This is a genomic window from Aeromicrobium sp., from assembly GCF_036675695.1.
GTDB lineage: Bacteria > Actinomycetota > Actinomycetes > Propionibacteriales > Nocardioidaceae > Aeromicrobium.
On sequence record NZ_JAKFEL010000266.1, the window covers coordinates 1 to 5223 of the forward strand.

4 protein-coding genes and 1 pseudogene are annotated in these 5223 nt (G+C 63.9%); 2 read left to right on the forward strand and 3 right to left on the reverse strand.

Annotation, left to right across the window (positions count from 1 at the left end; all coding sequences use genetic code 11):
* A pseudogene (locus V6M39_RS17840) lies at window positions 1-1363 on the forward strand (DNA-directed RNA polymerase subunit beta'); the annotation flags it as partial.
* A gap of 49 nt (window positions 1364-1412) precedes the next feature.
* Here the strand turns inward: V6M39_RS17840 and V6M39_RS17845 are convergent.
* On the reverse strand, window positions 1413-2168 hold the full coding sequence (locus V6M39_RS17845) for a cutinase family protein (RefSeq protein ID WP_332645169.1): 756 nt from the start codon (window positions 2166-2168) through the stop codon (window positions 1413-1415).
* Window positions 2165-3238 (reverse strand): acyltransferase family protein, encoded by a 1074-nt coding sequence (locus tag V6M39_RS17850; RefSeq protein WP_332645170.1) that lies wholly within the window; start codon window positions 3236-3238, stop codon window positions 2165-2167. The genes V6M39_RS17845 and V6M39_RS17850 overlap by 4 nt, the downstream gene beginning before the upstream one ends.
* A 216-nt stretch (window positions 3239-3454) precedes the next feature.
* Between V6M39_RS17850 and V6M39_RS17855 the strand changes: the two genes are divergently transcribed.
* Window positions 3455-3913 carry an NUDIX hydrolase gene (locus tag V6M39_RS17855; RefSeq protein WP_332645171.1) on the forward strand — a complete coding sequence of 153 codons (459 nt, stop codon included), beginning with the start codon at window positions 3455-3457 and terminating at the stop codon, window positions 3911-3913.
* Here V6M39_RS17855 and V6M39_RS17860 read toward each other — a convergent pair.
* Window positions 3900-5039, reverse strand: coding sequence for a hypothetical protein (locus tag V6M39_RS17860; RefSeq protein WP_332645172.1), 1140 nt, complete (start codon window positions 5037-5039; stop codon window positions 3900-3902). The genes V6M39_RS17855 and V6M39_RS17860 overlap by 14 nt on opposite strands.
* Window positions 5040-5223 lie beyond the last annotated feature (184 nt).

Genomic DNA, 5223 nt, shown 5'->3' on the forward strand with positions numbered 1-5223 from the left:
CGCGACCCACGGTGCCCGCAAGGGACTCGCCGACACCGCGCTGCGTACGGCTGACTCCGGTTACCTGACGCGTCGTCTCGTCGACGTCAGCCAGGACGTCATCATCCGTGAAGACGACTGTGGCACCGAGCGCGGTCTCCGTCAGGTCATCGCGACGAAGCTCGACGACGGCCGCCTGGTCGCCGCTGAGAACGTCGAGACCTCGGCCTACTCGCGTACGGCTGCCGGTGACGTCACCGACGCCAAGGGCAAGACGCTCATTCCCAGCGGCAGCGACCTCGGCGATGTCGAGATCGAGCAGCTCATCGCTGCTGGTGTCGAGGAGATCAAGGTCCGTACGGTCCTCACCTGTGAGGCCAAGGCCGGAACATGCGCCAAGTGCTACGGCCGTTCGCTCGCGACCGGCAAGCTCGTCGACATCGGTGAGGCCGTCGGTACGATCGCGGCCCAGTCGATCGGTGAGCCCGGCACGCAGCTGACGATGCGTACCTTCCACACCGGTGGTGTGGCCGGAGACGACATCACGCACGGTCTTCCGCGCGTCGTGGAGCTCTTCGAGGCACGCCAGCCCAAGGGTCGTGCGCCGATCACCGAGTCTGCTGGTCGCGTTGCGATCGACGACTCGGACAAGACGCGCAAGCTCGTCGTCACTCCTGACGACGGCTCGGATGTTCTCGAGTACCCCGTCACGAAGCGTTCGCGCCTGCTGATCGCCGATGGTGATCACGTCGAGGTCGGACAGCAGCTCACGCACGGCACGCCGGATCCGCAGGAAGTTCTGCGCATCCTCGGTGTCCGCCGCGCGCAGGAGCACCTCGTCGACGAGGTCCAGGAGGTCTACCGCTCGCAGGGTGTGGCCATCCACGACAAGCACATCGAGATCATCGTGCGGCAAATGTTGCGGAGAGTCACCGTCATTGAGCAGGGTGCGTCCAACCTGATCCCGGGTGACCTGGTCGACCGCGCCAAGTTCGAAGAAGAGAACCGTCGCGTCGTCGCCGAGGGTGGTACCCCCGCCTCCGGTCGTCCGGTGCTGATGGGCATCACGAAGGCCTCGCTGGCCGTCGAGTCGTGGCTGTCGGCCGCCTCCTTCCAGGAGACGACCCGCGTCCTCACCGACGCAGCCATCCACGGCAAGTCGGATGCCCTGCGCGGCCTGAAGGAAAACATCATCATCGGAAAGCTCATCCCGGCTGGTACTGGTCTCGACCGGTACAAGAACATCCGGGTCGAGCCCACCGAGGCTGCACGTCAGGCCGCTTATGCCGTCACCGGCTACGGCGACTATGACTACGGATTCGGCAACGCTGACGCCGCGCCCGTACAGCTCGATGACTTCGACTTCACGTCGTACGACAACTGAGTCATAAGCGAGAAGGGCCCCACCGCGAGGTGGGGCCCTTCTTCTTTGCCTATAGTCCGTTGCTCGTGAGAACAGAGACGAGCTGCTCACCCGTCTGGGCGGCGTGCGTCTCGTAGAAGTGGCGGTGGGTCTCGGACAGCTGGCCTGAGTAGCCGCCGGGCGGCCAGTTGCAGACCTCATCGTCCCGTGCGCAGAGCGTGATCGCCTTGGACCGCAGTGCTTTCGGGATCGGCGTGCCGGCGCCCAGCTTGCCCGGCCCTGGCGTTGCAGCGTCGTACGACCAGTGAGTGATCTGGTCGCCGGGATTGCGGCGAGGGTCGGAGATCATCGCGACGAGGACGACTCGTCGGACCTGGGCAGGCGTCAGCTCAAGGGCGGCACCGTGCACGATGTGTGCACCCTGGCTGAACCCGACGAGGCCGAATTGGCTGTCCGGGCACTTCTTGCCGAGAGTTGTGAGGAGCTGTCGTGCGCGGCTGACGCCGGTGAAGACATTCGCTGTGTACTTCGGTCCGCCGACGGCCGGGTACGGGATCCCGACGATTCGTACGGTCTTGGTCGAGCGCGTGTGCAGCTGCTCGGCCATCGCGGTGACCGACGCCAGTACTTCGGTGCCGACGCCGTGGTGCTTGGTGGCCGATTGATCCGATCCGCGGGCTCCGAGCACGATCAGGTCGGCACAGTTCGTGTCGACGAGTGCCGGCTGTCTCGCGCTGGGCGTCGTCGGCGCGGCTGGGGTGACGCTGGGGGAGCAGCCTGCCAGCGTGAGAGCGATCAAGGCATACGAAACTCGACGCCCGATCACGTGTTGTCGGCCGAACTGGCGGCCTTCTTCTCCGCCGCTTCTCGGAAAAGCACCTTGAGCTTGGGTTCGAAGATCGGGCGGAACACAACTGACACCGGCTTGGTCATCAGCAGATTGGCGAGGACGAAGGCACCGAGAATGCACGCGATGACGGCGTTGACGCCGTACTGGTCGATCTTGTCGAACAGGTCGAACTGCAGGTCAAGCAAGAGAATGACATAGCCGTGCAACAGGTAGCAGTAGAACGTACGACCGCCGAACCTCGTGGTCCACGACCGCCCTCGGGGCACCAGGGAGAGCGCAGCGAACGTGAGGACGATGCCGATCACAAGCAGCTCAGCCCGCTGGGTGATGCCTTCCAGGGCCGTGGCGCGAAGTGGGCTCTCGTCGTAGCGCTGCTTCCACAGCAGCCAGTCGAGGGTCCAATTGCGCGAGTAGACATAGCAAACAATCAGTGCGGCACCGAGGAGCGCAGCTGACGCGATGCGGATCGGGCGTGCGCTGAGGCGCTCGAACACCTGGCGGTTCATGTGCATGCCGATGACGTAGAACGGCAGGAATCCGAGCACCTTGGGCAGGGCGAGCACGTTGGGGACCTCGATCAGGCCCACAGCCAGGGAGATGATGATCGACGTCGTGATCGGGTAGCGCAGAGCTCGCCAGATCGGCGTCGTCAGGCGCCAGATGAACAGGGCCGCAAGGAACCAGGCCAGCCACTGCGGGGACAGGATCATCAGGGGATCGGGTTCACCGACGTAGTGCCTCGTGATCAGCTGGAGCGAGGTCTCGACGATCAGGTATGGCACCACGAGTGTGCTCACGATCCGCCGTACCTGGCGGGCATCGCCGACGTAGTTGCGTGCGGTGTAGCCCGAGATCAGCACGAAGAACGGCATGTGGAACGAGTAGATCCACACGTATACGCCTCGCGCGGAGTCCATCTCGGTGAACTGCGTCAGCACGTGGCCGATGACGACCAGCAGCATGACCCAGTAGCGGGCATTGTCGAGATAGGCGACGCGCTCCTTGGGAGGAGCGGTCGTCAGTGGCAGCGGTTCGAGAGAAGTCATGTCGTCACCGCGCTGACGACGGCGTACGTCGCGGAGGTGCCGACATGACACCCATGCCTTCTGATGATCGCCCCCTGCTCGGACACCTCGCTGAGGTGCTCACAGTTGCATTCGGTCACGTCGTCACTTCCCTCGCGGGGGAACCCCCAGCTGCGCTCGTTCATTGTGATTGACTCTAATAGCCGCTGCTGAAGACCACCTGTTGGAGGAGTGAGAGTGCCCGAACCAACGCGTACACAGCGACTTGGCGCGTACGCCGTCGTCACTGATGGCGAACGCATCCTCCTGACTCGCATATCTGACGTGGGATATCCGACCGGTTGGTGGGGACTTCCGGGTGGCGGAGTGGATCACGGCGAGTCGCCGAATGTCGCAGTACGGCGTGAGCTCTACGAGGAGACGGGTCTCAAGGCACTCTCAGCGCAGCTGACGGATGTTCACGACATACACATCGTCGAGGTCGGCCGCGGCGACATGTACGAGGACTACCACGGCGTACACCTGCTGTACGTCGTCGAGATCGAGCCAGGCACCGAGCCTCATGTGGTCGAGCTGGACGGCACCACGGACGAAGCCAGGTGGGTTGCGATCGGCGACGTCGGATCAGCCGTTCAACCCGTTCTGCCGGTCGTCACCTACGCGGTCGAGAACCTCGGTCAGTTCACTTCTTCTTAGCGGCGGGATACGAAAACAACATCGTGTAGCTGCCACGCGCCGAGAGCACGTTGGTCGCCCGCACCGTCGCACCGTCTGCGGCAGTAGCGGTGTAGGTGGTGCTGACCTCATTGAGGTCCTCGGACACATCCTTGGTGAACTCACCCTTGACGCCGGCGTCGATCACGAACTGCTGGGCGATCTGGTCGCCATCGGTGGCTCGGTCGGTCGTGAAGATGACGAAACCGGGTTTGAAGCCGCTGAGGATGATCGTCGCAGCCTGAGGTGCGACCCACTTGCGAAGCAGGGGAGTGTCGCCGGGAGCGTCTTCGTCCATGCGCGGGAAGATCAGGCCCGAAAGGTCGCCTCCGGACTGGACTTCCGGCACATCTTTGAGATCGTTCGACTCGCGGTGGAGCTGGCCGGTGCGCGGGTCGCCGACGTACTGGACTTTCAGCGTCATGACAGGTCGGGTCTGGGCAGACGGCGGGGAGGTGCGGGTTTTGACGTTGCCTGGGTCGACCGTCATGGTGACCCGAATGTCTCGCTCATCTGCGGTCAAGCCGCGGACCGTGAGCTGGCAACCGGTGATTCGGCGGTCCGTAGACGTGCAGTACTTCGACAGGTCGGTGGTCGTCACGTCTGCGGCGGGAAGAGCTGCCGAGATCTGCGCGAGCATACGGCGTACGACATCCGACGGCTTGCCGTCGATTCGCATCAACGAGATGGTCGTGTCGGGCTTTGGCGGGTCTTCGATCGCCTTGAAGGTGTCATCGCTGGGTGGCGTATCGATCGGCGGCACCTTGGAGGGGAGCGGAGTGCCTTCGCGCTCAGCTTGGGCTTCCTTCTCTTCGTCCTCAGCTTCGCGCTGGGCGAGAGCCGCGTCGAGCTCGGGCTTGTAGGCGGCGATCAGCTTGGCGCTGCGAAAGCGTGCCAACGGGCCCAGCTGGGTCGCACCCTTGGGCACCTTGAACCCGTAGGTGATGGGACTGTCGGGTCCGGCCTCGTGCTCCTCGACATTCGCCGGCTGCGTGGTCTTGGACGACGAGACCGGGGTCGGGGATGTGCCGGTCGGGTCTGACTCGCAGCCTGTGAGCACGACAAGAAGAGCGCACGTCACTGCGGCAAATGTTGCTGATCTGCTCATGGGACCCCTTCAGTCGCTCGCCCAGCCTAGAACACACCTCCCACCGCAAGGCTGGAGGCGACGTACGCCGTATTCTCAGCACTGTCGATCAAGGAGTCTCACGAGATGGCGTTCCGTCCCGATCAGCCCGAAACTGTCTTCACCTATGGTGCACCCGGACTCAAGTTCGGCGTCGGCGCGCGCC